At 58.0% G+C, this 24,007-nt stretch carries 25 protein-coding genes; 19 read left to right on the plus strand and 6 right to left on the minus strand.

The window, feature by feature from the left end:
• The first annotated feature begins 9 nt into the window (after nt 1-9).
• Nucleotides 10-801, plus strand: a complete 792-nt coding sequence (locus DU29_RS0125005; RefSeq protein ID WP_028624172.1) for a hypothetical protein — start codon at nt 10-12, stop codon at nt 799-801.
• Nucleotides 802-1,013: 212 nt separating this feature from the next.
• On the opposite strand, the gene prmB is transcribed toward DU29_RS0125005, so the two are convergent.
• Nucleotides 1,014-1,922, minus strand: coding sequence for a 50S ribosomal protein L3 N(5)-glutamine methyltransferase (prmB, locus tag DU29_RS0125010; RefSeq protein ID WP_028624173.1), 909 nt, complete (start codon nt 1,920-1,922; stop codon nt 1,014-1,016).
• 238 nt (nt 1,923-2,160) lie between these two features.
• Between prmB and DU29_RS0125015 the strand changes: the two genes are divergently transcribed.
• The 7 genes from DU29_RS0125015 (at nt 2,161) to DU29_RS0125045 (ending at nt 7,378) form a co-directional block, all read left to right on the plus strand.
• Nucleotides 2,161-2,751: a cysteine hydrolase family protein gene (locus DU29_RS0125015; RefSeq protein WP_028624174.1), complete on the plus strand. Its 591-nt coding sequence runs from the start codon at nt 2,161-2,163 to the stop codon at nt 2,749-2,751.
• Between the two features lie 135 nt (nt 2,752-2,886).
• Nucleotides 2,887-3,207, plus strand: coding sequence for a hypothetical protein (locus tag DU29_RS0125020; protein WP_028624175.1), 321 nt, complete (start codon nt 2,887-2,889; stop codon nt 3,205-3,207).
• Between the two features lie 74 nt (nt 3,208-3,281).
• Nucleotides 3,282-3,839: a Smr/MutS family protein gene (locus tag DU29_RS0125025; RefSeq protein WP_028624176.1), complete on the plus strand. Its 558-nt coding sequence runs from the start codon at nt 3,282-3,284 to the stop codon at nt 3,837-3,839.
• 79 nt (nt 3,840-3,918) lie between these two features.
• Nucleotides 3,919-4,464 (plus strand): GTP cyclohydrolase I FolE, encoded by a 546-nt coding sequence (folE, locus tag DU29_RS0125030; protein ID WP_003236739.1) that lies wholly within the window; start codon nt 3,919-3,921, stop codon nt 4,462-4,464.
• A 101-nt stretch (nt 4,465-4,565) separates the two neighbouring features.
• A complete protein-coding gene (locus DU29_RS0125035) occupies nt 4,566-4,937 on the plus strand; it encodes a glutathione S-transferase N-terminal domain-containing protein (RefSeq protein ID WP_028624177.1) in 372 nt (123 codons plus the stop codon).
• Nucleotides 4,938-5,329: 392 nt separating this feature from the next.
• On the plus strand, nt 5,330-6,679 hold the full coding sequence (locus DU29_RS0125040) for an NCS2 family permease (RefSeq protein WP_028624178.1): 1,350 nt from the start codon (nt 5,330-5,332) through the stop codon (nt 6,677-6,679).
• A gap of 72 nt (nt 6,680-6,751) precedes the next feature.
• Nucleotides 6,752-7,378, plus strand: coding sequence for a LysE family translocator (locus DU29_RS0125045; RefSeq protein ID WP_028624179.1), 627 nt, complete (start codon nt 6,752-6,754; stop codon nt 7,376-7,378).
• A gap of 222 nt (nt 7,379-7,600) precedes the next feature.
• On the opposite strand, the gene uraH is transcribed toward DU29_RS0125045, so the two are convergent.
• A complete protein-coding gene (gene uraH / locus DU29_RS0125050; protein ID WP_028624180.1) occupies nt 7,601-7,954 on the minus strand; it encodes a hydroxyisourate hydrolase in 354 nt (117 codons plus the stop codon).
• A 123-nt stretch (nt 7,955-8,077) separates the two neighbouring features.
• Nucleotides 8,078-8,221, minus strand: coding sequence for a hypothetical protein (locus DU29_RS1000000132885; RefSeq protein ID WP_161781307.1), 144 nt, complete (start codon nt 8,219-8,221; stop codon nt 8,078-8,080).
• 152 nt (nt 8,222-8,373) lie between these two features.
• Here DU29_RS1000000132885 and puuE point away from each other — a divergent pair, with 152 nt between their 5' ends.
• The 8 genes from puuE (at nt 8,374) to DU29_RS0125095 (ending at nt 16,498) form a co-directional block, all read left to right on the plus strand.
• On the plus strand, nt 8,374-9,300 hold the full coding sequence (gene puuE / locus DU29_RS0125060; RefSeq protein WP_028624181.1) for an allantoinase PuuE: 927 nt from the start codon (nt 8,374-8,376) through the stop codon (nt 9,298-9,300).
• Complete coding sequence (gene uraD, locus DU29_RS0125065; RefSeq protein WP_028624182.1) at nt 9,297-9,812, plus strand: 2-oxo-4-hydroxy-4-carboxy-5-ureidoimidazoline decarboxylase; 516 nt, start codon at nt 9,297-9,299, stop codon at nt 9,810-9,812. The genes puuE and uraD overlap by 4 nt, the downstream gene beginning before the upstream one ends.
• Before the next feature lie 88 nt (nt 9,813-9,900).
• Nucleotides 9,901-10,896 (plus strand): allantoicase, encoded by a 996-nt coding sequence (gene alc, locus DU29_RS0125070; RefSeq protein ID WP_028624183.1) that lies wholly within the window; start codon nt 9,901-9,903, stop codon nt 10,894-10,896.
• 117 nt (nt 10,897-11,013) lie between these two features.
• Complete coding sequence (locus tag DU29_RS0125075) at nt 11,014-11,517, plus strand: ureidoglycolate lyase (RefSeq protein WP_028624184.1); 504 nt, start codon at nt 11,014-11,016, stop codon at nt 11,515-11,517.
• A 50-nt stretch (nt 11,518-11,567) separates the two neighbouring features.
• Nucleotides 11,568-12,872: a urate hydroxylase PuuD gene (locus tag DU29_RS0125080; RefSeq protein ID WP_028624185.1), complete on the plus strand. Its 1,305-nt coding sequence runs from the start codon at nt 11,568-11,570 to the stop codon at nt 12,870-12,872.
• Between the two features lie 166 nt (nt 12,873-13,038).
• Nucleotides 13,039-14,391 carry a nucleobase:cation symporter-2 family protein gene (locus DU29_RS0125085; protein ID WP_028624186.1) on the plus strand — a complete coding sequence of 451 codons (1,353 nt, stop codon included), beginning with the start codon at nt 13,039-13,041 and terminating at the stop codon, nt 14,389-14,391.
• 159 nt (nt 14,392-14,550) lie between these two features.
• Complete coding sequence (locus DU29_RS0125090) at nt 14,551-15,336, plus strand: outer membrane protein OmpK (RefSeq protein ID WP_028624187.1); 786 nt, start codon at nt 14,551-14,553, stop codon at nt 15,334-15,336.
• Nucleotides 15,337-15,712: 376 nt separating this feature from the next.
• The gene (locus DU29_RS0125095; protein ID WP_028624188.1) at nt 15,713-16,498 is read left to right on the plus strand and encodes an outer membrane protein OmpK; all 786 of its coding nucleotides are present in this window, start codon (nt 15,713-15,715) and stop codon (nt 16,496-16,498) included.
• 59 nt (nt 16,499-16,557) lie between these two features.
• On the opposite strand, the gene DU29_RS0125100 is transcribed toward DU29_RS0125095, so the two are convergent.
• The 3 genes from DU29_RS0125100 to DU29_RS0125110 form a co-directional block, all read right to left on the minus strand.
• Nucleotides 16,558-19,371 carry an RHS repeat domain-containing protein gene (locus DU29_RS0125100; RefSeq protein WP_236645651.1) on the minus strand — a complete coding sequence of 938 codons (2,814 nt, stop codon included), beginning with the start codon at nt 19,369-19,371 and terminating at the stop codon, nt 16,558-16,560.
• Nucleotides 19,372-19,444: 73 nt separating this feature from the next.
• Nucleotides 19,445-20,614: a patatin-like phospholipase family protein gene (locus DU29_RS0125105; RefSeq protein WP_028624190.1), complete on the minus strand. Its 1,170-nt coding sequence runs from the start codon at nt 20,612-20,614 to the stop codon at nt 19,445-19,447.
• 177 nt (nt 20,615-20,791) lie between these two features.
• Nucleotides 20,792-21,724, minus strand: coding sequence for a lipid A biosynthesis lauroyl acyltransferase (locus tag DU29_RS0125110; protein WP_028624191.1), 933 nt, complete (start codon nt 21,722-21,724; stop codon nt 20,792-20,794).
• 118 nt (nt 21,725-21,842) lie between these two features.
• On the opposite strand from DU29_RS0125110, the gene minC reads away from it, so the two are divergent.
• The 3 genes from minC (at nt 21,843) to minE (ending at nt 23,849) form a co-directional block, all read left to right on the plus strand.
• The gene (gene minC / locus DU29_RS0125115; protein WP_028624192.1) at nt 21,843-22,580 is read left to right on the plus strand and encodes a septum site-determining protein MinC; all 738 of its coding nucleotides are present in this window, start codon (nt 21,843-21,845) and stop codon (nt 22,578-22,580) included.
• 202 nt (nt 22,581-22,782) lie between these two features.
• Nucleotides 22,783-23,595, plus strand: a complete 813-nt coding sequence (minD, locus tag DU29_RS0125120) for a septum site-determining protein MinD (RefSeq protein ID WP_028624193.1) — start codon at nt 22,783-22,785, stop codon at nt 23,593-23,595.
• A complete protein-coding gene (gene minE / locus DU29_RS0125125) occupies nt 23,595-23,849 on the plus strand; it encodes a cell division topological specificity factor MinE (protein ID WP_007944431.1) in 255 nt (84 codons plus the stop codon). Before minD ends, minE begins: the two co-directional genes overlap by 1 nt.
• Nucleotides 23,850-24,007 lie beyond the last annotated feature (158 nt).

A 24,007-nucleotide genomic window follows, 5' to 3' on the forward strand; every position in this document is an offset into this window, starting at 1 on the left:
CTCGCCGTTATGACTGATACCCCGACTTCACCCGAGACCACCGCTGAAAAGGATGCACCGCCAGCGGTCGAGCAGCCGTGGGCGGACGTCCAGGTCGAGCAGCACAAGATGCTCCGTCTGGCCCCCCTGCAGATCGACCGCAACACCGGCGCTCGGCCGTTGCGCTTTGTCGAGTTCGGCTATGCCGAGCGCAACAGCAAAGAGCGCAGCCTGCTGCGCATGAGCATTACTCTGCCTGGCCAGCGGGTGCGCAAAGAGCAGAATCATCTGGACGTGTGGGTCGACCACGTCACGCACCGCGTACATTTCGGGCCTGCCACGGGCTTGCAGATTGAACCGATGAACCGCGGCATCGGCCGCTATCTGGCGGCGCAGGGGGTTACCTGGGCGAAAAAGCGCTGGCCGGCGTACACCGTCGACGGCACTGACCTGAACAACAAAGATGCCCTCAACGAGGACACACGCCTGCGGCGCGACCGTTTTCTCACAGCGCACGGTTTTGAGGTGGTGTACGCAGACGCCCAGCACCTGAAGGGCAGCGTCAAGGAAGTGAAAGTCGGCGACCTGCTCGCCGAGTGGAATGCCGAGAAAGTGCAGCACGTAACAATTCTCGAGGCGGCGCAAATGCTTCAGCAGGCCGAGCAGAATCTGGCCGAGCAGGAAGTGAAGCTGAAGAAACACGAAGAAAGAGTCAGCAAGTACAAGCGCGAAGACGCCGGATTACGCTTCACCATTACATGCCTGGTGGCGTTCGCGGTGTTTCAGGCGGGGCTGTTGATCTGGATTGCTACGCAGCGTTGAGGGGTCAGATACTGCGGTGCGGCATTCGCGAGCAAGCTTTGCTCCCACAGCGGTTTGGGGCCAGGCGCAGGATTTGTGGATCTGTAAGGTTCTGTAGGGATCTACGGGATCGGTGGGAGCAAGGCTTGCCCGCGATGGCGGTGGGTCATTTAACAGTGATGTGACTGACACGACGCAATCGCGAGCAAGCTTGCTCCTACAGAGAATTGCGTTTAAACGCGGGAAGCAAACAGCGCCTGATGTTCATGGCACTGCTGGGCGGACAACATGAACACCCCGTGGCCACCCCGTTCGAAATCGAGCCACGCAAAGTCGACTTCCGGGTACAGCGCCTCGACGTGAACCTGGCTGTTGCCAACCTCGACGATCAGCAAACCTTTCTCGGTCAGATGATCCGCCGCCTCGGCGAGCATGCGCCGCACCAGGTTCAGTCCATCGTCGCCGCAGGCCAGACCCAGCTCCGGCTCGTGCTGGTATTCGTCCGGCATATCGGCGAAATCTTCCGCATCGACGTAAGGCGGATTCGACACGATCAGGTCGAAACGCTGACCCGGCAAGCCGTCAAAACCATCGCCCTGGACCGTGTACACACGCTCGTCGACGCCATGACGCTCGATGTTCTTGTTGGCCACTTCCAGCGCTTCGAACGACAGATCGGCCAGGACCACTTCGGCTTGCTGAAACTCGTAAGCACAGGCGATCCCGATGCAACCGGAACCGGTACACAGGTCGAGGATGCGCGCAGGCTCGGCACCCAGCCACGGCTCGAAGCGTTTTTCGATCAGCTCTCCGATAGGCGAACGCGGAATCAACACGCGCTCATCGACGATGAACGACATCCCGCAGAACCAGGCCTCGCCCAACAGGTACGCGGTTGGAATGCGTTCCTCGATGCGGCGTTTGAGCAGGCGCTGCAAACGCACCAGTTCATCGTCTTCCAGATTGCAATCGAGGTAGCTGTCGGCCATTTCCCATGGTAAATGCAAAGCACCCAATACCAGTTGACGTGCTTCGTCCCAGGCATTGTCGGTCCCATGGCCGAAAAACAGATCCTCCCCATGGAAGCGGCTGACGGCCCAACGGATATGGTCACGCAGGGTACGAAGTCGGGAAGTGATCACGGGGGCAAACTCCAAAAAAAACGACTGGCGATTCTAACAGCCAAAACACGCCACGACGACGCAGGAAAACAACCGCTCGACCGTAGGACCTGTCCGTATTTTGCTTTCGCTATTGAACAAAACGAGGATATTGACAAGGCTGCGGGCCAATAACGACGGCGTCTGCGATGGTAGCGATTCACAGAAGCGCTCAGCCAGAGGACAATGTCGCAAAAGCCCCACACCAAGGAGCCCCAGAATGTCCGTTCCAAAAACGATGTTTCAACTCAGCGGCCGCGGTTATGCAGCCGCCAACCTGGGTCATGCGACCCTCGTCATCATTGATGCGCAGAAAGAATACCTCAGCGGTCCGCTGGCCCTGAGCGGCATGGATGCTGCGGTTGCAAACATCAAGCAACTGGTGACGGCGGCCCGAGCTGCCGGCCGACCTATCGTCCATGTGCATCACCTCGGCACGGTCGGCGGTCTGTTTGACCCACAGGGCGAGCGCGGCGAATTTATACCGGGCCTGGAGCCCGAGGCCGATGAAACCATTATCGGCAAACTGCTGCCGAGCGCGTTTCACGGCACCGAGCTGCTGGAGCGTTTGCAGAATCTCGGCTCGCTGGATTTGATTGTCTGCGGGTTCATGAGCCACTCCAGCGTCAGCACCACTGTGCGCGCCGCGAAGAATCTGGGCTTCCGCTGCACGCTTGTTGAAGACGCCTGCGCCACGCGCGATCTGCCCTACAAGGACGGCGTGTTGAGCGCCGATCACGTTCAACAGACCGAAATGGCGATCATGGCGGACAACTTCGCCACTCTCGCCCTTACCCGTGAACTGATTTGATTTGATAGCCGATTGATGGGCGGCCGATGTCGCCGCTCATCCGTAAAAGGTTCTCACTCGCCGTAATTGTCTTAGCCTCAGGAACATCCCGGTTAACTCCCGGTCGAAGGCCGATACCCATTGAGGAAGGTCGGAATGAAGTTATCCGATGGTTTTGACGCACGCCGCCTGCGGCCTAAAGGCCCAAGCAACTGGCGTTTTCGCTTCGGCGCAGCCTTCGCTGCCCTGCTGGCAACGTGCGGTGTGTTACTGGCAATGGCCGGCGCCGCCAGCCTGTTGGGCCGCCCGCCCGCGCTCGGCGAACTGAACGCCAGCCCATTGGGCTCGTCGATCATTTTGGCGGTTGGCCTGTTTCTGCTCTACATCGGCGTTTGGCTGTGGCGTCGTTGCCGACGCCGTGCGCGCCAGTCGCGAGCGTTGAACATGTCCCCGCACCTGATGAAAAAACACGACTGAAGCTGTGCCAGACGTTTTCTTGCGCCGGATAGCTGTCGAGTTGGGTAAACTGGCCGCCCTTCGCGGAGGCTGACATGCAAGACGACGATTTTTCCCTGTTCAAAAGCGCGATCCAAGGCGTCAAGCCAATCAAGCACGATCGCGCTGAAACCGGTAAACCCAAAGCCGATCGCGCGCAGATCGCCAAGCTGCGGCAAGCCGCCACGGTGCGCACCGATGCCACCACTGTTGACGGGCTCTCCGATCAGTTCGTGATAGATGTCGGCCCTGAAGACGAGCTGATGTGGGCACGCGACGGCGTCCAGGAAAGCCAGATGCGCAAGCTGAAGATCGGCCAGATCCCGTTCGAGGGCAGCCTCGACCTGCACGGCATGACGGTGGAAAAGGCTCGCGAAACCCTCTGGGCGTTTCTGGCCGAAGCGACCAAATTCGAAATCCGCTGCGTGCGTGTCACCCATGGCAAAGCTGTGCGCCTGGATGGCAAACGCCCGATGATCAAAAGCCACGTCAACACCTGGTTGCGCCAGCATTCACAGGTACTCGGTTTCACCTCATGCCAGCCTCGCCACGGCGGCGCCGGCGCGGTTTACGTGATGCTCAAACGCACCATGATGGAAGGTCGCGACGAGTAAAGCTGTCGGATCAAGCTTGCAGCGTCGTGTCCGCCACCGTACCCTTGCCCTTTGCGAAAATCCCCCCACAGGTAGTTTCATGTCCCTGGAACAGAATTACACCGCGATTCTCGGCCAATTGGGCGAGGACGTCTCCCGCGAGGGCCTGCTCGATACGCCCAAGCGTGCCGCCAAAGCCATGCAGTACCTTTGCCGCGGTTATGAACAAACGCTCGAAGAGGTCACCAACGGGGCCTTGTTCAGCTCCGATAACAGCGAAATGGTGTTGGTAAAAGACATCGAGCTGTACTCGTTGTGCGAACACCACTTGCTGCCGTTTATCGGCAAGGCTCACGTCGCTTACATCCCGAGCGGCAAGGTCCTGGGCCTGTCCAAGGTTGCGCGGATCGTCGATATGTACGCTCGCCGCCTGCAGATCCAGGAAAACCTCAGCCGTCAGATCGCCGACGCCGTGCTGCAAGTCACTGGCGCCCTGGGCGTTGCGGTGGTGATCGAGGCCAAGCACATGTGCATGATGATGCGCGGTGTCGAGAAGCAGAATTCTTCGATGATTACGTCTGTAATGCTCGGCGAGTTCCGCGAGAATGCGGCCACTCGCAGCGAGTTTCTCAGCCTGATCAAGTAATTTGCGCCTCGAAGAGAACCGGCATTCATCGCCGGTTTTTTTTCGCCTGCAAAAAATCAGGTAAGCTGCGCGCCTTCGTTTGCCCCTGAGAGGCTTAAACCGTGTTCGTAAAAGCGCTTCGTGTCGGCCTTGGCCAACTGGTTATCTTCGTTGATTTCATCACCCGCCCCGGCAAGAAACAGCGGCCGGCCGAGGTTCAGGCTCAGGTCAATGCAGCGGCCAAGGGCCTCACGCTGTATCAGTTTCACGCCTGCCCGTTCTGCGTGAAGACCCGCCGCACCCTACGCCGCCTGAACGTACCGGTGGCGCTGCGCGATGCGAAAAACAACGAACAGGATCGCCAGACGCTGCTGGACCAGGGCGGCAAGATCAAGGTGCCGTGCCTGCGCATTGAAGAGAACGGGCAGACCACGTGGATGTATGAGTCCAAGGTGATCATCGATTATCTGGACAAGCGGTTCGCTGCTGTTTGAGAATTTAATGCCTGGCCTGTGGACCTATCGCCAGCAGGCTGGCTCCTACAGTGTTTTAGGGCGATCAAAAAACTGTAGGAGCCAGCCTGCTGGCGATGGGGACCGCACAGACAAACCCTCTCCTACTAAAAAACCGGCCCCATCCGCCGGTTTTTTTTCGCCGGCACGAACGCGACCATTGCGCTGCGGCCGCCGATATAGCCCAAATACCATTCTTCCCGCCGACAAAATCAAAAACATTATTTGCATTTTTTGTATACAAAAGCATAATCCACTTCGTGCGAGTTCTTGACCAAGCGGTCAACAAATTCGCAAGTGCCTCAAAGGATCGCTGCCACCCTCATGGGTCCGGTCCTGGAAATAACAATAAAACTCTTGAGGAGTACCTCGCTGTGGAAAGCCGCAAATCCGAAGCCCCGACGCTGGAACTCACGCCGCCGATCCGTAATGGCTGGCTGGAGCGCATCTTCAAACTCAGCTTGCATGGCACCACGGTGAAGACCGAGCTGATCGCCGGTCTGACAACCTTCATCACGATGGCTTACATCATCTTCGTCAACCCCAACATCATGGCCGACGCCGGGATCGATCACGGTGCTGCATTCGTCGCCACCTGTATCGCGGCCGCATTGGGCTGCCTGTTGATGGGCCTGTACGCCAACTGGCCGGTCGGCCTGGCACCGGGCATGGGCCTCAACGCTTTCTTCACCTACACCGTGGTCGGCACCATGGGCTACAACTGGGAGACTGCCCTCGGCGCAGTGTTCGTGTCCGGTGTGTTGTTCATGTTCCTGACCTTTTCGCGAATCCGTGAATGGCTGCTCAACAGCATTCCGGTGAGCCTGCGGTATGCCATGGGCGCCGGCGTCGGTCTGTTCCTTGGGCTGATCGGCTTGAAAACGGCAGGCATCGTGGTGGACAGCCCGGCGACGTTGATCAAGCTGGGCTCCCTGCGTGAACCAGGTCCGCTGCTCGCCGCCATCTGCTTCCTGATGATTGCTGTGCTCAGCTACCACCGGGTGTTCGGTGCGATTCTGATCAGCATCATCACCGTCACGCTGGCAGGCTGGGGTCTGGGCCTGGTCACCTATGGAGGCATCATGTCCGCCCCGCCGAGCCTAGCGCCGACGTGGATGGCGATGGACGTTGCTGGTGTGTTCAATATCAGCATGATCAGCGTGGTTCTGGCCTTCCTTTTTGTACACATGTTCGACACAGCCGGTACACTGATGGGCGTCGCTCAGCGCGCAGGTTTGGTCAATGCGGACGGCAAGATCGAAAACCTTTCCCGCGCTCTGAAAGCCGATAGTGCTTCCAGCGTGTTCGGAGCGGTAGTCGGTGTGCCGCCGGTGACCAGCTATGTGGAAAGTGCCGCGGGCGTTGCTGCGGGCGGTCGCACCGGTCTTACCGCCGTGACCGTGGGCGTGCTGTTTATTGCCGCGATGTTTTTTGCACCGCTGGCCGGCATGATTCCGGCCTACGCTACCGCCGGCGCGCTAATTTACGTCGCGATGCTGATGATGGGCGGCATGGCGCACATTGAATGGGACGAAGCGACCGACAGCATTCCGGCCATCGTCACCGCAATCATGATGCCGCTGACGTTCTCGGTGGCCGATGGCATTGCGCTGGGCTTCATCACTTATGTGGTGCTGAAGGCCTTCACTGGCAAGCACAAGGAAATTTCCGTCAGCCTGTGGGTGCTCTGCGCGATCTTCATCGCCAAGTTTATTTTCCTGTAAACGTTACACCGCAAGCGTTCCAAATCAGCCTCACCCCGTCGGGTGGGGCTTTTGCACAAATGGAGGAAAGTGATGAGTCTGGAAACCTGGCTGCTGTTCAGCGGCGCTGCGCTGGTGGTAATCCTGATCCCGGGACCGCTGTCACTGCTGATGATCAGCAACAGTTTGAATTACGGTTTGCGTCGGTCCTATCCGGCGTTCCTCGGTGGCGTGATTGCCTCGATCTGTTTGCTCAGCGCGTCGGCACTGGGCCTGGGCGCATTGTTGCTGGCGTCGGAACAGCTGTTCAGCGCGCTGAAGATTGTCGGCGCGCTGTATCTGTTTTACCTGGCCTGGCAGAGCTGGCAGCAATCGCGTCAACCGTCGGTGGGCGCTGAAGTACCGGAGGCAGCGCCGGTACCGCGCTTCCGCGCTTTGTTTGGCCGCGCGTTCGTACTGGGTGCGAGCAATCCGAAGGACATTCTGTTCTTTGCCGCTTTCCTGCCGCAGTTCTTGAGCGCCGAGCAGGCGTTCTTGCCGCAGTTGCTGGTAATGATCGTGACCTGGACGGTGCTGGATCTGCTTAGCAAATTGGCTTACGGGCTGGGAGCACATGGCGCGGCGCGGTATTTGCGCAGCGGCAAGGGGCAGAGCTGGTTCAACCGGGTGAGCGCAGGGTTGTTCAGCGGCGCGGGTGCGGCTTCGTTGTTGAGCCGGTAGAGGCAAAAGCTTCGCGAGCAAGCCCGCTCCCACAAGGGATCTGCTGGGAACATATGATTTGTGACCACCAGAGATCTCATGTGGGAGCGGGCTTGCTCGCGAAGACGTCAGACCAGACACCCATTTTCAAAAAGGCAAAAAAAAGCCCGCAGTGTGAGCGGGCGAAAGACCAAAGAAGCTATATGCGCAGTCGCTTCCAGGTTGTGACAGCTGCTTGGGGGATCAGCTGCCGCGGTACGTGGAATAGCTGTACGGCGAAATCAGCAGCGGAACATGATAGTGATCCTGTTCTGCGGAAATGCCGAAACGCAGCACCACCACATCCAGAAACGCCGGCTCCGGCAACTGGACACCACGGGCACGGTAGTAGTCGCCCGCATGAAACTGCACCTGATACACCCCAGTGCGGTAATCATCGCCTTGCAGCAGCGGTTGATCGACACGACCATCGCTGTTGGTAGTTGCAGTGGCGACCAATTCCAGCTGCGAACCTTCAACGCGGTACAACTCGACCTTGATCGAGCTGCCCGGGCAACCGTGTGCAGCGTCCAAAACGTGTGTTGTCAAACGTCCCATTGATTCTGCGCGCCTGCCTGCGTGGAGCAGTCAGACCTCGCGCCTCCCGAAGTCAGATGAAAGGAGACCGCACCGATTCGGAGCACGAAAAGCTGCGGCGAGCGACTGATTAAGACATTTTTCCTAAAAATTGTACACAATAAAAACGACATTTTTCTGACCATCAGCATCGTCCTTTTCATCCAACGTAAAACCGCCCTGTCCCACGCCTTTAAACAGCCTTCCGTCCACGAGCTGACCAATCAGGCAGGTTTCTTGCAATATCATGCTATGCAGACCTTTAAGGAAAAATGCAGAAATTCAGGCTTACAAAGTGAATATAAAGTTGTATACAATCAGCCCATCGCTGTGACGCCAGCCTGCTCGCTGTTCTCTGGCCGCCACACAACCTGTCAACACGAACAAGAAGGAAGACTGCAGTGAGCGCTGACTACCCACGCGACCTGATCGGTTACGGCAGTAACCCTCCTCACCCACACTGGCCCGGCAATGCCCGGATCGCCCTGTCGTTCGTGCTGAACTACGAAGAAGGCGGCGAGCGCAACATCCTGCATGGCGATAAGGAATCCGAAGCGTTCCTCTCGGAGATGGTCTCCGCGCAGCCGCTGCAAGGCGAGCGCAACATGAGCATGGAATCGCTTTACGAGTATGGCAGCCGTGCCGGCGTCTGGCGGATCCTGAAACTGTTCAAGGAATCCGACATTCCGCTGACCATTTTCGCCGTGGCCATGGCCGCCCAGCGTCACCCGGACGTGATCCGCGCAATGGTCGATGCCGGCCACGAGATCTGCAGCCACGGTTACCGCTGGATCGACTACCAGTACATGGACGAGGCGCAGGAACGCGAGCACATGCTCGAAGCGATCCGCATCCTCACCGAAATCACCGGCGAGCGCCCCCTGGGCTGGTACACCGGCCGCACCGGCCCGAATACCCGTCGCCTGGTCATGGAAGAAGGCGGTTTTCTGTACGACTGCGATACCTACGACGACGACCTGCCCTACTGGGAACCCAACAACCCGACCGGCAAGCCGCACCTGGTGATCCCGTACACGCTGGACACCAACGACATGCGCTTCACCCAGGTCCAGGGTTTCAACAAGGGTGACGATTTCTTCGAATACCTGAAAGACGCATTCGACGTGTTGTACGCCGAGGGGGCTGAGGCGCCGAAGATGCTGTCGATCGGTCTGCATTGCCGTCTGATCGGCCGTCCGGCGCGTCTGGCCTCACTGAAACGCTTTATCGAATACGCTAAAAGTCATGAACAGGTGTGGTTCAGCCGTCGCGTCGACATCGCTCGCCACTGGCATGCAACCCACCCGCAGCAAGAGGCCACGCAATGAGCCACTTTCAAACACTGAAGCCCTCGACCCTGAGCCGCGACGCCTTCGTCAACGCCTTCGCCGATATCTACGAACATTCGCCATGGGTGGCCGAAAAGGCTTTCGACCTGGGCCAGGACACCTCGATCGACGAGATCGAAACCCTGCACCAACGCATGAGCGACATCCTGTTGAGCGCCGATCACGCCAGTCAGCTGGCGTTGATCAACGCTCACCCGGACCTGGCCGGCAAAGCTGCCGTCCAGGGCCAGTTGACCGAGGCCAGCACCAATGAACAGGCTGGCGCCGGTATCCACCAATGCACGGCCGAAGAGTTTTCTCGCTTCACCGAGCTGAACGACGCCTACAAAGCCAAGTTCAAGTTTCCCTTCATCATGGCGGTAAAAGGCAGCAACCGGCATCAGATCCTCGCGGCGTTCGAAACGCGCATTAACAACTCGGTCGACGCCGAATTCAAATGCGCGCTGGCGGAGATCAACAAGATCGCCCTGTTCCGATTACTGACCCTATAGCGAGCCTGGCCGGGGCGACACTGAACGCATACGTCGCCCAGCGCCTTGCAAGCATCCCAAGCCAACTTATTAAAGGCAGACAAGAAGAATGAAAGCTTACGCCGTACCTTTCGAGAAGTTCGTCAACCTGGCCGATGCCCGTCTGGGCACCAAAATCATCTCGGTCACCGATGACTGGTTCGCAGACGCCAACCGTCTGTTCCAACCGACCCCGGCCGTGTGGAAGGAGGGCGTGTTCGATGACAACGGCAAGTGGATGGACGGCTGGGAGTCGCGCCGCAAGCGTTTCGAAGGCTACGACAGCGCAGTGATCCGTCTGGGCGTACCCGGCTCGATCAAAGGCGTGGACATCGACACTTCATTCTTCACCGGCAACTTCCCGCCGTCGGCTTCGCTGGAAGCCTGCTTCCTGGCGTCGGGCGAACCGGATGAAAACACTCAGTGGACTGAAGTGCTTTCGGCCGTTGAGCTGCAAGGCAACAACCACCATTACCACGAAATCAACAACGACCAGGCCTTCAGCCACCTGCGTTTCAACATCTACCCGGATGGCGGCGTGGCCCGTCTGCGCGTTTATGGCATTCCGTTCCGCGACTGGTCGTCTGTCGGCGACAACGAGCAGGTCGACCTGGCTGCAGCCCTCAACGGTGGCCGCGCCCTCGCCTGCTCCGACGAACACTTCGGCCGCATGAGCAACATCCTCAACCCGGGCCGCGGCATCAACATGGGCGACGGTTGGGAAACCGCACGTCGTCGTACCCCGGGCAATGACTGGGTCATCGTCGCACTGGGTCACCCGGGCGAGATCGAGAAGATCGTCGTCGACACCCTGCACTTCAAGGGCAACTACCCGGACACCTGCTCGATCCAGGGGGCCTTTGTGAAGGGCGGCACCGACAGCCAGATCGAAACACAGTCTTTGTTCTGGCGTGACCTGTTGCCAGCGCAGAAGCTGGAAATGCACGCTGAACACACGTTCGCCGAGCAGATCAAGGCCCTGGGCCCGATCACCCACATTCGCCTAAACGTGTTCCCGGACGGTGGCGTGAGCCGCCTGCGGGTTTTGGGCAAGGTCGCGAAGTAATGCTGAGACCGTAGGAGCCGGCTTGCTGGCGATAGCGCCCTCACTGACGCCATCGCCGGCAAGCCGGGCTGCTACAAAAGCAACGCACATCACGAATACATGGATAAGAAGAACAGCATGCGCACACTAACGATTGAACCGCTGACCAAAGAAGCCTTCGCCCCTTTCGGTGACGTGATCGAAACCGATGGCAGCGATCACTTCATGATCAACAATGGTTCGACCATGCGCTTTCACAAACTGGCGACGGTGGAAACCGCCACGCCAGAGGACGACGCGATCATCAGCATTTTCCGCGCCGACGCGCAGGGCATGCCGCTGACCGTGTGCATGCTGGAGCGTCATCCGCTGGGCAGCCAGGCGTTCATTCCGCTGCTCGGCAATCCCTTTCTGATCGTGGTCGCGCCCGTTGGCGATGAACCTGTATCAGGCTTGGTCCGCGCCTTCGTCACCAACGGCAGGCAGGGCATTAATTACCATCGCGGCGTTTGGCACCACCCGGTGCTGACGATCGAAAAGCGGGATGACTTCCTGGTGGTTGATCGCAGTGGCACAGGCAATAACTGCGATGAGCATTTTTTCAAAGAGGATGAGCGTTTGATCCTTGCCCCCCACCAATAAGAGAAGGTCTGATCACTCGACAACAGAGTGACAGGCGAGAGGTAAAGACTGTGGAAGCACATCTGTTGGAATGGCTGAACCTGAGCGTGCGCTGGGTTCACATGATTACTGGCGTGGCCTGGATCGGTGCGTCGTTCTATTTCGTCTGGCTGGAAAACAACCTCAATCGGGTCAACCCGAAAAATGGTCTGGCCGGTGATTTGTGGGCGATCCATGGCGGCGGTATCTACCACCTGGAAAAATACAAACTGGCTCCACCGACCATGCCGGACAACCTGCACTGGTTCAAATGGGAAGCCTACTTCACCTGGATGTCGGGTATTGCGCTGATGTGCGTGGTGTTCTACTCCAATCCGACCCTGTACCTGCTGGCACCCGGCAGCAGCCTGACCGGTCCTGAAGGGGTCGCGCTGGGCATTGCCTCGTTGTTCGTGGGTTGGTTCGTCTACTCCTTCCTGTGCGACTCGGCTTTGGGCAAACGCCCTGCCCTGCTCGGCTTGATCCTGTTTGTGCTGATCATTGCCGCGGCTTACGGCTTCAGCAAAGTGTTCAGCGGTCGTGGTGCGTACCTGCACGTCGGCGCGATCATCGGCACCATCATGGTCGGCAACGTGTTCCGCATCATCATGCCGGCGCAACGCGCACTGGTCGCGGCGATTGCCGAGAACCGCACGCCCGATCCGGCACTGCCGGCCAAAGGCCTGTTACGTTCGCGTCACAATAACTACTTCACCTTGCCGGTGCTGTTCATCATGATCAGCAACCACTTCCCGAGCACTTACGGCAGCCAATACAACTGGCTGATCCTGGCCGGGATCGCGGTGCTGGCGGTGTTGGTGCGTCATTACTTCAACACGCGGCACGACAGCCACAAATACGCCTGGACCCTGCCAGCGGCAGCGGTGGGCATGATTTGCGTGGCCTACGTGACGGGTCCGAAGCCGATGTCGACTGCCCCGGAAGTTGCGAAGGCACCTGCCGCGATCGAGTATCAACCGTTGCCGGAAACGGCGCTGGGCGGTGGCTTGAAACCGGCTGAAGCGAAGCCTGCTGAAGCGCCTGCCACTGCGCCAGCGCAAGCATCCAACGCTGGCCCCGGCTTCGACAAGGTGCATAACGTGATTCAGGAACGCTGCACGGTTTGCCATTCGGCCAAACCGACCAGTCCGCTGTTCAGTGCGGCCCCGGGCGGTGTGATGCTCGACACGCCGGAACAGATCCGCCAGAACGCCCCGCGCATTCAGGCTCAGGCCGTTGCCACCCAGATCATGCCATTGGGCAACATCACGCAGATGACCCAGCAGGAACGCGACCTGATCGGCGCGTGGATTGTGCAGGGGGCTCAGACCAATTAATCGCTAAAAGCTTCGCGAGCAGGCTCGCTCCCACAGGTTTTGCATTGCCAATGTGGGAGCGAGCCTGCTCGCGAATGGCCGCGCTGCGGTCCACCTGATTCAAAAAACAGCCGCCAGCAGCACTGCAGCTGTAAATCACAAGAATAAAAAAGATCCGAGGTGTTGCATGTCCGAGCTATCCAAAGCGCGCATCCCCGACGCACCCGCCATTCAGCGTTTGCCCCTTTTGCAACTGATCCTGGTCGGGTTGCAACATGTTTTGCTGATGTACGGTGGAGCCATCGCGGTGCCGCTGATCATCGGACAGGCCGCTGGCCTGAGTCGTGAAGAAATTGCCTTCCTGATCAACGCCGACCTGCTGGTCGCCGGTATCGCCACCATCGTCCAGTCACTGGGCATCGGCCCTATGGGCATCCGCATGCCCGTGATGATGGGCGCCAGTTTCGCCGCCGTCGGCAGCATGGTTGCCATGGCCGGCATGCCCGGCATCGGTTTGCAGGGGATCTTCGGCGCGACCATCGCCGCCGGTTTCTTCGGCATGCTCATCGCACCCTTCATGTCCAAAGTCGTACGCTTCTTCCCTCCTCTGGTGACCGGCACGGTAATCACCTCAATCGGTTTATCGCTCTTCCCCGTCGCCGTGAACTGGGCCGGTGGCGGTGCCGACGCGGAACAATTCGGCTCGCCGATCTACCTGGCCATCGCTGCCGTCGTGCTGGCGACGATTCTGCTGGTGCATCGTTTCATGAGCGGTTTCTGGGTCAACATCTCCGTACTCATTGGCATGTGCCTGGGCTACGTGATCTGCGGCGTGATCGGCATGGTCGATCTCAGCGGCATGGCCTCAGCACCATGGCTGCAGTTCGTGACACCGCTGCACTTCGGCATGCCCAAGTTTGAACTGGCACCGATTCTTTCCATGTGCCTGGTGGTGGTGATCATCTTCGTCGAGTCCACCGGCATGTTCCTCGCGCTGGGCAAGATCACCGGCCAGGAAGTCTGCCCTCGCATGTTGCGTCGGGGCCTGTTGTGCGATGCCGGCGCCTCGTTCTTCGCCGGTTTCTTCAACACCTTCACGCACTCCTCGTTCGCGCAAAACATCGGCCTGGTGCAAATGACCGGCGTGCGCTGCCGCTCGGTGACGATCGTTGCCGGCGGGTTGTTGATAGTGTTGAGCCTGCTACCGAAAGCAGCATTTCTGGTGGCCTCGATTCCACCGGCCGTATTAGGCGGCGCGGCCATTGCGATGTTCGGCATGGTCGCTGCGACCGGGATCAAGATTCTGCAGGAAGCCGACATCGGTGACCGCCGTAACCAGTTGCTGGTGGCGGTGAGCATCGGCATGGGGCTGATCCCGGTAGTGCGCCCGGAATTCTTCGCGCACCTGCCGCTGTGGATGAGCCCGATCACTCACAGCGGCATCGCCATGGCGACGTTGAGCGCACTGGCGTTGAACGTGCTGTTCAACATCTTCGGCGGCAAGGAACGCGCGGCCATCAACGACTGCCACGCTCACTGACAGCTACGACACGAACCCCTTGTAGGAGCCGGCTTGCTGGCGATGACGGCGGATCTGCAAAGCGGGTCTGACTGGCTCACCGCCATCGCCAGCAAGCCGGCTCCTACAGGGTTTGCGTGAGCCTGTGCCTCAAACAATAAAAACAAGAGGGAGCAACAGATGATTCGGACTCAGAAAAACATGCTGTTGGGCGCTGGCCTGGTTGTCGCCAGTCAGGCCATGGCCGGTGATTTGCTGTTATGGCAGAGCAACAGCCTGAGCTACTTGTACGGCAAGAATTTCGCGATCAATCCGTCAATTCAGCAGACGGTCACCTTCGAGCACGCGGACAAATGGAAGTATGGCGACAACTTTCTATTCGTCGACAAGATCTTCTACAACGGCGCAGAGGACCGTAACAAAGGACCCAGCGCCTACTATGGCGAATTCAGCCCGCGCCTCTCGTTCGGCAAGATCCTTGACCGTCGCTTCGAATACGGCCCGATCAAGGATGTATTGCTGGCCATGACCTACGAGTATGGCGAAGACGACAGCGAGTCTTACCTGATCGGGCCCGGTTTTGACCTCGCGGTGCCGGGTTTCAACTATTTCACCCTCAACTTCTACCGCCGCCAGACCGACGGCCCGCGCGCCGGTGACGGCGTCTGGCAAATCACGCCGGCCTGGTCTTACAGCATTCCGCTGGGCAAGTCGGACCTGTTAATTGACGGTTATCTGGACTGGGTCGTCGACAACGACCAAAACAGCCGCGGCACTTATCACGCCAACCTGCACATCAATCCGCAGATCAAATATGACCTGGGGAAGGCCGTGGGCTGGGGTCAGAAACAGGTGTATGTCGGTGCTGAATACAGCTACTGGAAAAACAAGTACGGCATTGAAAACAGCTCGAACCTGGACACCAATCAAAACACCGCCAGCCTGCTGCTGAAGGTGCACTTCTAAAATGATCTGCAACCGTGCCCCAAACCTGTCGTCGGTGCGCTGTTGCGGAGCACTTGAGACCTGGCCAAGGAGTCAGTATTCTCCGCCGCCGCCCGAATCCGCTTTAAAAAAAAGCCCGGATTTAATTCCTGACCAGAAAGCCAACTTATCCCGGCTCTGGACGGTTCCAAGGCACTCTGACACACCTCTCAATCGACAGCTCCTGAGCCGCCGAACGGGAGTTTTTTTGCGTTTCGAAAGCCTTGGCGCAGCTCTTGCTAACAGCACTGAAGCTGACCGATTGGATGAATTTTTACAGCTTGAGAAAAAGGCGCCACACCAGAGCGCCGATCTTAAAAAAAATAACGTGGAACACCTACTTTTTGGGAGCAACCGAATGAAACGTACATGCACTAGCCTGATGCTGGCCGGATCCCTGCTGGCCGGGAGCCAGGCCATGGCTGCTGACTTGCTGCAATGGCAGGACAACAGCCTGACCTACCTGTATGGCAAAGACTTCCAGGTCAACCCGCGCATCCAGCAAACCGTGACTTTCGAGCACGCCGATGGCTGGAAATACGGGGATAACTTCTTCTTCCTCGACAAGATTTTCTACAACGGTGAAGACGACTTCAACGCGGGCCCGAACACCTACTACGGCGAATTCAGTCCGCGCATCTCCATGGGCAAAGTACTGGACCAGAAGATTGAATTTGGCCCGGTCAAAGACGTGCTGCTGGCGATGACTTACGAGTTTGGCGAAGGCGATAACGAGTCCTACCTGATCGGTCCTGGTTTCGACCTGGCGATTCCGGGCTTCGACTACTTCCAGCTGAACTTCTATCAACGCCACACAGACGGTTCGCGTGCCGGCGACAACGTCTGGCAGGTCACGCCGGTTTGGGCTTACAGCATTCCGGTCGGCGACTCGACCATCCTGATCGATGGTTTCATGGACTGGGTCGTGGATAACGACTCCAACTCCAAAGGCGACTACCACGCCAACCTGCACTTCAACCCGCAAGTTAAATATGACTTGGGCAAAGCGCTGAATTTCGGCGAGAAGCAGTTGTATGTGGGTGTGGAATACGACTATTGGTCAGACAAGTACGGGATTGAGGATAGCCAAGTGTTCAAGACTGATCAGAGCGTGACGAGCTTTTTGATGAAGGTGCATTTTTAAACGACGTCTTCGGACATCGGAACTTACCTGCGCAACCCACTGCGTAGGTAGGTTAATTTTTAATGAAAAGCTTGCACTTGGTCACTCCTTTTCAGGACCAGACTCTTTAAATGCAGCTCAAATGCAGAGTACGCAAGACTGTCTGCATTCTCAGCAGCTATGGCACTTCGATAGACTTGATTATTCTCGCCATTGAATATATCTACCGCCTCATCATGGCTCAACTCTACTTCGCTCTCCAAAATTTCAGTCACGTGCACTAGCATGCTATTTTTTAACGCACTTTCAACTTCCTTCAAATAACTCCCAGACTTTCCAGCGACAATGGCACTGGAGTGCGCCCTAGCCGATTTCAGATCGCCTGAGTAGAGATAGCTATCTAGGGAGGTCATTGCATTTATGTTTGGGCAATACCAGTAATCATCCGAAGATGGCCCCTCAATGGCGAAACCTGATACTTTTCCGAGGTGACTTATTTCATGAGCAAGCACTGTAGATAAAACTTCACTTCCATCCAGATGTCTGCGATTAAAGAAAATTCGACCATGCTCATCCTCTGTATGGATTTTAGCAACCGAGGTATCCCCGGGAGGATAGTCGAGCTTCACCATTTTATCAGCCCCCAAACCTGAAGAAACAAATTCTGAAACCAGTGCCTCTATCTCGCCCCATGCCTTAATGACTCTACTCAGGATACTTTCATATCGCCTTCCGAAATACGCGAACAAAATCTCTTTACTTTCTGCCGGATAGTTCGCAACCATCTCTTGCGCGCTAGCCATGGAAAGACGCGCCTCAGCCAGGCTCCTATCGATAAGATCACGTTCACCGAAGGAGAACTCGTCAAGTCCACGGGCTAATATTGCATAACCTTTATCCGTGAAATATTCTTCAACTTTATCGCCAGCTCCGGCATAAATCCGGCCATCCACGTCGTAATTATTTACCGCGTTGTTTTGAACAAACTTATAAAAATTCAGACCATCTATGATGCCAGCTGGATCCGGACTCACCCACCGCTGCAACCAAGGCGCGTAATACCGATACCCATAATAATAAAGGCCCGTCGCATCGCGCTCTTTACCCGAATACCGGACCGTCTTGTACTTGGCTTCAATTTCGCCGGCACCCGCCCACAACGCGGTCCCGCCAAACGGGTAATACACCTCGCGGCTCAACACCGCGCCCTGATCATCCAGCTCCAATGTGCTGGAATTCAAATGATTGCTCAGGCTATACCGCAACTGATCGTTATGAACCTCGCGCGGTAGTTTCGTGACCCAATGCAAAGCGCGGACATGGCTGCGCCCCGCTTCAACACTGATCACATGGCGCTCTTCTCCGGTGGCCTTATCGCGATGAATCTCCAGACCCGGCAAGTAGCGTACTTCAGCGCGTAGGGCGCGATGCGCAGTTTGAGTACAGCGCACTTTGCGCAAGCGATGCCCAGGCTGGTCGTAGCCATAACACTCGGTATCGTCCGGGCCGTCATCGCGTTTGACCAGCGTGACGCTGCTCAACTCATTACGAATGTTCCAGTGCATCCGTTGGCCGCGCTGCAATTCCAGCTGATTGCCGTTGGCGTCGAAGGCACCAGGCAGATGTTCCTTATCAGCGACGCTGCGATTGCTGTGCAAGGCAGTAAACATCTCGAACTTTTCTGCCCCGCTGTGATGGCGAACCAGCAGATTTCCGCCAGCATCATAGTTGAACGTCTGGGTGTACTGGCGCAATTGGTTGGGGTCGAGCGGCGTCGTTTGCCAGGTGGGCAATGCCGGGCCATGACTCGGCTGACTCACTTCACAACTGGTGGCTTCGATCAGTTGATAGAGGCTGTCGTACACATAACAACAGACCGGATCAAGGCGCTGGTTATTGAAGTAACTGGTGGGTTGAGCGCGGTCTTCAATGCGGATGATGTTGCCGACAGGATCGTAGCCATAATGGAAATCTTGAAGCGCCTGCCCGTCGGCACTGCAGGACTGCAACTGCAGCAACCGCCCGTCTTCATCCGAGAAACGCGCCGTACTGATAATCCCGTTGCCCGCTTGTTCGCGAATACTTCTGCCCAGCGCGTCGTAGTCAATTTCGCTGACCAGCAAATGCGGTTCGTCCGAAGAATCGGCCAGCTGCAAACGCGTCTCTCGCAACTGCCCGGCGCGGTCATAAGCGAAAGATCGGACGTTGCGCATGGCGTCGGTCTGACGGCTCATTCCCCCCGCCGGACCATAGTGCTGCGACGTCTCGAACACCTCGGTTTCCAGTCGTACCTCTGCAGAGTCGGAGGACCAATTCACCGGCTCAAGATCCGCCAGAAATCGCGTTTGCTCCGTCAGCAGCAGCCCACCAACGCCATACTCGCAGCAGCTGCGACGCCCCACCGGATGGTCATGGCGGATCAGTTGACCACACTGATTGTGGACGGCGAACCCTAGGTTGCCATCACCATATACAAACCGGTCAGACACTCGCGGTTGTTCACCGGCCCTCTGTTCCACCACAGCAACCGGGCGCTGCAGTGAATCGTACTCGGTGTGCCGCTGGCTAAGGCGCCCATCCCAGAAAGAGCATGTCGAACCTGCCTGATCCAGCAAACTTACCTGCCAACCGGCATCCACGCTCTCCACCCGAAGCGGCCGGCCCTGCAAATCAAAAGTGTTTTCGAGATTCGGTTTCGGCGCCGCCCCCCACAACCTTGGGTCCCAGGAAGCATAAAGCCGTCCGGCAGCATCAAAGCGATTACGGGTTATGCGCGCCTCAACGGAAGGTGTCAGCGGCTCACGGCGGTAGGCAATATTTCGGACAAGCAACCCATGCGGATCCAGCACCGACAGTGTCGGCGTATGGGCATCGATCCCTCGCGTAGCTGCCATCGTCCGCCCCTCTACCTGAGGGTTTCAATCTGAGCGAATAGCCTGTCATGCGTCTACTGTCACAACTGACAGTTCAAGCGGTTTCAGATGCCGGTAGTCCCAGAAACCGACTCAACTCCTCCCGCTTGGCCAACGCATCGCGCCGCCCCAGATCAATCAACTCGCTGCAATAACCCGCCTCGAACAGCAAATAACTCAACACCCCCGCCCCGCTCGTCTTGGTGGCCCCCGGGCCACGCAGAAACAAGCGCAACGCCGCCGGCAATTCCTGCCGATGCCGCGCTGCAATCTCATCAATGGGCTGACTTGGCGATATCACCAGCACTTCAACCGGTGCCACACCCAGCGCGCGGGTTGGCGTGCCGTCGGGTAGCAGGTGACTGAACTGATTCAGACGCTGCAGCAACTCGATGTCGCTCTCCAGGCTGTCAATAAACGTGCTGTTGAGCATGTGACCGCCAATCTGCGCCAGCGACGGCTGCTGACCGGTGTAAGCGCGTTGCAGTGGCTGTTGCGGATCGAGGCCGCGGGGATTACCGCTGACGCCCACCACCAATACGCGGCTGGCGCCCAGGTGCAGGGCCGGACTTATCGGGGCCGATTGCCGAACCGCGCCGTCGCCGAAATATTCTTCGCCGATTTTCACCGGCTCGAATAACAGCGGAATGGCGGAGCTGGCGAGTAAGTGATCGACCGTCAATTGTGTAGGAACGCCGATACGTCGATGACGCAACCAGGCGTCGATGGTGCCGCCGCCCTGATAGAACGTCACCGCCTGACCGGATTCGTAGCCGAACGCGGTCACGGCCACCGCCTGCAATTGCTTTTGCGCGATGGCCTCGCTGATGCCGCTGAGATTGAGTTTTTCTTCGAGCAAGCCGCGCAGCGGCGAGCAGTTGAGCAAGGCCACCGGCACTTTTGTACCGATGCCCAGCAAGCTGCGGCTGACGAAGCGACTGGCCTGATGGACCACGCCGGGCCAATCGCTGCGCAGCACCTGATGGCTGCGAAAGCCCTGCCAGAAAGCGGTCAGCCGTTCGATCGCGCCGCGAAAATCCATCGCGCCACTGGCCAGGCGGACCGCGTTGATCGCGCCGGCCGAAGTCCCGACGATCACCGGAAACGGGTTGTTTGCACCTTCCGGCAGTAATTCGGCAATCGCCGCCAGTACGCCGACCTGATAGGCCGCCCGGGCCCCGCCGCCGGAGAGAATCAAACCTGTGACCGGTTCACCTGGAATCATGCACAACGCTCCTTGGTGCTTAATGGGATTTCATTGCCAACCGCCTCCCTTGTGGGAGCGAGTCTGCTCCGGGCGGCGTTCCGACGAAGGTCGTCAACGATAGAGCTGGCAGCCTGACACCCCACAGCGCTCTCAGGTTTTTCGCGAGCAGGCTCGCTCCCACAGGGAAACGAAGATTCAACCGCGTTTGGCGTACAGCTTCGGTTCACCGGGCGGACGGCTCTTGAAGCGCCGATGCGCCCACAGGTACTGCTCCGGGCATTCACGCAACACGCCTTCGACCCACCGGTTGATGCGCAGGCAATCCGCCTCTTCGGTTTCGCCGGGGAAACCTTCGAGCGGCGGATGAATTGTCAGCCGATAACCGCTGCCGTCCGCCAGACGCTGCTGCGTGAACGGCACCACCAGCGCCTTGCCGAGCCGCGCAAACTTGCTGGTGGCGGTGACGGTGGCGGCCTGAATGCCGAACAGCGGCACAAAAATACTTTGTTTGGCGCCGTAATCCTGATCCGGCGCATACCAGATCGCCCGACCGGCACGCAGCAGTTTGAGCATGCCGCGCACGTCATCGCGCTCCACGGCCAGCGAATCGAGATTGTGTCGCTCGCGGCCGCTACGCTGGATGTAGTCGAACAGTGGGTTCTTATGCTCGCGGTACATGCCATCGATGGTGTGCTGCTGGCCGAGCAATGCTGCGCCGATTTCCAGCGTAGTGAAATGCACCGCCATCAGAATCACGCCTTTGCCTTCGCGTTGAGCCTTTTGCAGATGCTCAAGGCCTTCGACGTGGGCAAGCTTCGCCAGACGCTCGCGCGACCACCACCAGCTCATGGCCATTTCGAAAAATGCGATGCCGGTGGAAGCAAAGTTTTCCCTGAGCAGTCGTTTGCGCTCGGCCGGCGTTTTTTCCGGGAAACACAGTTCCAGATTGCGCTTGGCGATGCGCCGTCGGTCGCCCGCTGCGCGATACATTACGGCACCCAAGGCGCGTCCGATAAACAGCAACGCCGGATACGGCAGCTGAACGATCAGCCATAACAGCCCCAAGCCACACCACAGCGGCCAGAAACGTGGCATCAGAAAGGTTTTTCGAAAACGCGGGCGATCCATTAAGGGTTCCGGAAAGACGATGGCCGCGCATTCTACATCGTTCGAACCGGGTTGCGGCTCGCGAGCGTTCTCGTTATAAGTCTCGGCACTTTTAGTGACAAGCCGTTGTATGCCGACCATGAACCAAACCGAACTGCAAGACCAGGATCCCGTGTTCCAGTTGAAGGGCAGCATGCTTGCCATTACGGTGCTTGAACTGACCCGTAATAATCTTGCCAGCCTCGATCGGCAACTCGCTGCCAAGGTCGCCCAGGCACCGGGTTTCTTCAGCAACGCGCCGTTGGTCCTGGCACTGGACAAGCTTCCCGCCAGCGAAGGCGCCGTCGACCTGCCCGGGCTAATGCGCGTCTGCCGCCAGCATGGCCTGCGCACGCTGGCGATCCGCGCCAGTCGCATCGAGGACATCGCTGCCGCCATCGCTGTCGATTTGCCTGTGCTGCCGCCATCGGGCGCCCGCGAACGAGCAGTCGATCCGCTCGAAGGCGCGGTGGCGAAGAAACCGGAAAAGCCACCTGAGCCGACGATCAAACCGACCAAAGTCATCACCTCGCCAGTACGCGGCGGGCAGCAGATTTATGCTCAGGGCTGTGATCTGGTGATCATTTCGTCGGTCAGTCCGGGGGCGGAACTTCTCGCCGATGGCAACATCCATGTATACGGTCCGATGCGCGGTCGCGTGTTGGCCGGCGTCAAAGGCGACAAGAAGGCCAGGATTTTCTGTCAGCAAATGAGCGCTGAACTGGTCTCCATCGCAGGCCACTACAAGGTTTCCGAAGACTTGCGGCGCGACCCTTTATGGGGTGCGGGTGTGCAGGTCAGCCTGTCGGGCGACGTGTTGAACATCATTCGTCTTTAACGGATACTGCCGCATTTTCCAAGCATCTCTAAAACGTAGCGAAAACGGCTCAAACGAAGTAGGAAAAAGGCCATTAGCAGTGTTTGCCCGAGGTAAACGCCGTTCAGGACCGGATTCCAGCCAAGGCTGTCCGACTGCATCAGTTTTTTATAGAGATGTTTTTCAGGGGCTAAATGTCCTTTTTCCTTAGGGGTGAAACACCTTGGCCAAGATTCTCGTGGTTACATCCGGCAAGGGTGGTGTGGGTAAGACCACCACCAGCGCTGCTATCGGTACCGGTCTCGCACTGCGCGGGCACAAAACAGTCATCGTCGACTTCGACGTCGGTTTGCGTAACCTCGACCTGATCATGGGTTGCGAGCGTCGTGTGGTGTATGACTTCGTCAACGTGGTCAACGGCGAAGCCAACCTGCAGCAGGCATTGATCAAAGACAAGCGCCTGGAAAACCTTTACGTGCTGGCCGCCAGCCAGACCCGCGACAAAGACGCGCTGACCGTCGAAGGCGTGGAAAAAGTGCTGATGGCACTGAAGGAAGATTTCGAATTCGTGGTCTGCGACTCCCCGGCCGGCATCGAGAAAGGTGCTCACCTGGCCATGTATTTCGCTGATGAAGCGATCGTCGTGACCAACCCGGAAGTCTCCTCGGTACGTGACTCGGACCGCATGCTCGGCCTGCTGGCCAGCAAATCGCGGCGCGCCGAGAATGGCGAAGACCCGATCAAGGAGCACTTGCTCCTGACCCGCTACAACCCGCAACGCGTCAGCGATGGCGAGATGCTCGGCGTCGAAGACGTCAAGGAAATCCTCGCTGTGACCCTGCTGGGTGTGATTCCTGAGTCGCAGGCTGTGCTCAAGGCTTCCAACTCGGGCGTGCCGGTGATTCTCGATGACCAGAGTGACGCCGGCCAGGCGTACAGCGATGCCGTTGATCGTCTGCTGGGCAAAACCGTGGAGCATCGATTCCTCGATGTCACCAAGAAGGGTTTCTTTGAGCGTCTGTTTGGAGGTCGGTAATGAACATTTTTGACTTCTTTCGTGCTAACAAGAAGCCAAGTACCGCCTCGGTAGCGAAAGAGCGTCTACAGATCATCGTGGCGCATGAACGCGGCCAACGCAGTACGCCGGACTACTTGCCAGCCTTGCAGAAGGAACTGGTTGAAGTGATCCGCAAGTACGTCAACATCGGGTCCGATGATGTGCACGTCGCTCTGGAAAACCAGGGCAGTTGCTCGATTCTGGAACTCAATATCACCCTGCCGGATCGCTGATCGATCCGACGGGAGCCACGGCGGCTCGATCATTTACGCGCCCCTGTCCTGTAGGAGCCGGCTTGCTGGCGATCGCATCAACGCGTTGTGTCATTTACACCGCGTGGATGCGATCGCCAGCAAGCCGGCTCCTACGGAAGGGATCTGCAAATGATCGC

The sequence above is a fragment of the Pseudomonas sp. Ant30-3 genome, assembly GCF_000690905.1.
In the GTDB taxonomy this organism is placed as follows: Bacteria; Pseudomonadota; Gammaproteobacteria; order Pseudomonadales; family Pseudomonadaceae; genus Aquipseudomonas.

What these genes read in the sequence shown, in the direction of transcription:
- DU29_RS0125110 (WP_028624191.1), bottom strand. Translation starts at nt 21,724, where the DNA reads ATGGATCGCCCGCGTTTTCGAAAAACCTTTCTGATGCCACGTTTCTGG.
- DU29_RS0125105 (WP_028624190.1), bottom strand. Translation starts at nt 20,614, where the DNA reads ATGATTCCAGGTGAACCGGTCACAGGTTTGATTCTCTCCGGCGGCGGG.
- minC (WP_028624192.1), top strand. Translation starts at nt 21,843, where the DNA reads ATGAACCAAACCGAACTGCAAGACCAGGATCCCGTGTTCCAGTTGAAG.
- folE (WP_003236739.1), top strand. Translation starts at nt 3,919, where the DNA reads ATGTCCCTGGAACAGAATTACACCGCGATTCTCGGCCAATTGGGCGAG.
- DU29_RS0125090 (WP_028624187.1), top strand. Translation starts at nt 14,551, where the DNA reads ATGATTCGGACTCAGAAAAACATGCTGTTGGGCGCTGGCCTGGTTGTC.
- minE (WP_007944431.1), top strand. Translation starts at nt 23,595, where the DNA reads ATGAACATTTTTGACTTCTTTCGTGCTAACAAGAAGCCAAGTACCGCC.
- alc (WP_028624183.1), top strand. Translation starts at nt 9,901, where the DNA reads ATGAAAGCTTACGCCGTACCTTTCGAGAAGTTCGTCAACCTGGCCGAT.
- uraD (WP_028624182.1), top strand. Translation starts at nt 9,297, where the DNA reads ATGAGCCACTTTCAAACACTGAAGCCCTCGACCCTGAGCCGCGACGCC.
- DU29_RS0125020 (WP_028624175.1), top strand. Translation starts at nt 2,887, where the DNA reads ATGAAGTTATCCGATGGTTTTGACGCACGCCGCCTGCGGCCTAAAGGC.
- DU29_RS0125095 (WP_028624188.1), top strand. Translation starts at nt 15,713, where the DNA reads ATGAAACGTACATGCACTAGCCTGATGCTGGCCGGATCCCTGCTGGCC.
- DU29_RS1000000132885 (WP_161781307.1), bottom strand. Translation starts at nt 8,221, where the DNA reads ATGATATTGCAAGAAACCTGCCTGATTGGTCAGCTCGTGGACGGAAGG.
- DU29_RS0125075 (WP_028624184.1), top strand. Translation starts at nt 11,014, where the DNA reads ATGCGCACACTAACGATTGAACCGCTGACCAAAGAAGCCTTCGCCCCT.
- DU29_RS0125085 (WP_028624186.1), top strand. Translation starts at nt 13,039, where the DNA reads ATGTCCGAGCTATCCAAAGCGCGCATCCCCGACGCACCCGCCATTCAG.
- DU29_RS0125025 (WP_028624176.1), top strand. Translation starts at nt 3,282, where the DNA reads ATGCAAGACGACGATTTTTCCCTGTTCAAAAGCGCGATCCAAGGCGTC.
- uraH (WP_028624180.1), bottom strand. Translation starts at nt 7,954, where the DNA reads ATGGGACGTTTGACAACACACGTTTTGGACGCTGCACACGGTTGCCCG.
- DU29_RS0125005 (WP_028624172.1), top strand. Translation starts at nt 10, where the DNA reads ATGACTGATACCCCGACTTCACCCGAGACCACCGCTGAAAAGGATGCA.
- DU29_RS0125015 (WP_028624174.1), top strand. Translation starts at nt 2,161, where the DNA reads ATGTCCGTTCCAAAAACGATGTTTCAACTCAGCGGCCGCGGTTATGCA.
- DU29_RS0125100 (WP_236645651.1), bottom strand. Translation starts at nt 19,371, where the DNA reads ATGGCAGCTACGCGAGGGATCGATGCCCATACGCCGACACTGTCGGTG.
- DU29_RS0125045 (WP_028624179.1), top strand. Translation starts at nt 6,752, where the DNA reads ATGAGTCTGGAAACCTGGCTGCTGTTCAGCGGCGCTGCGCTGGTGGTA.